Annotated in this window: 1 pseudogene; it reads right to left on the reverse strand. The window is 46.7% G+C overall.

The annotated features are described in order from the left end of the window. A pseudogene (locus PPOP_RS22515) lies at window positions 1-368 on the reverse strand (replication initiation protein); the annotation flags it as partial.

Raw genomic sequence — 368 nt, forward strand, 5'->3', positions numbered from 1 at the left:
GTTTAGTCGCTTCGCACTCAAAACCCAACTCCGCAAGTACGTATAAACTCTCTTGATAAGCATCATGCATGCCCATTTCCCATAGCTTAAACTGATTGATTTGTACTTTGATAGGATACGTACCGTCATCACGTCGACGTCTCGCAAAATAAAACGCCATGTCATGATTACGGATGCTAAAAGCATATACCGGAGCCTGGCCGCTGGCCTGTATTTCAAAGGTCACCGGGTAATCATATCGCTCCAGGTCCATCTGCACGTAATCCATATACGAGCCTTCTTCGGCCAACATCTTGCCCGTCTGAAGCTTGTCCAACAGCCCTTGCTGCATTACCGCATCATAATTGAGAGCATCAAACGTGTACCAG

It is taken from the genome of Paenibacillus popilliae ATCC 14706, assembly GCF_000315235.1.
Lineage (GTDB): Bacteria > Bacillota > Bacilli > Paenibacillales > Paenibacillaceae > Paenibacillus_B > Paenibacillus_B popilliae.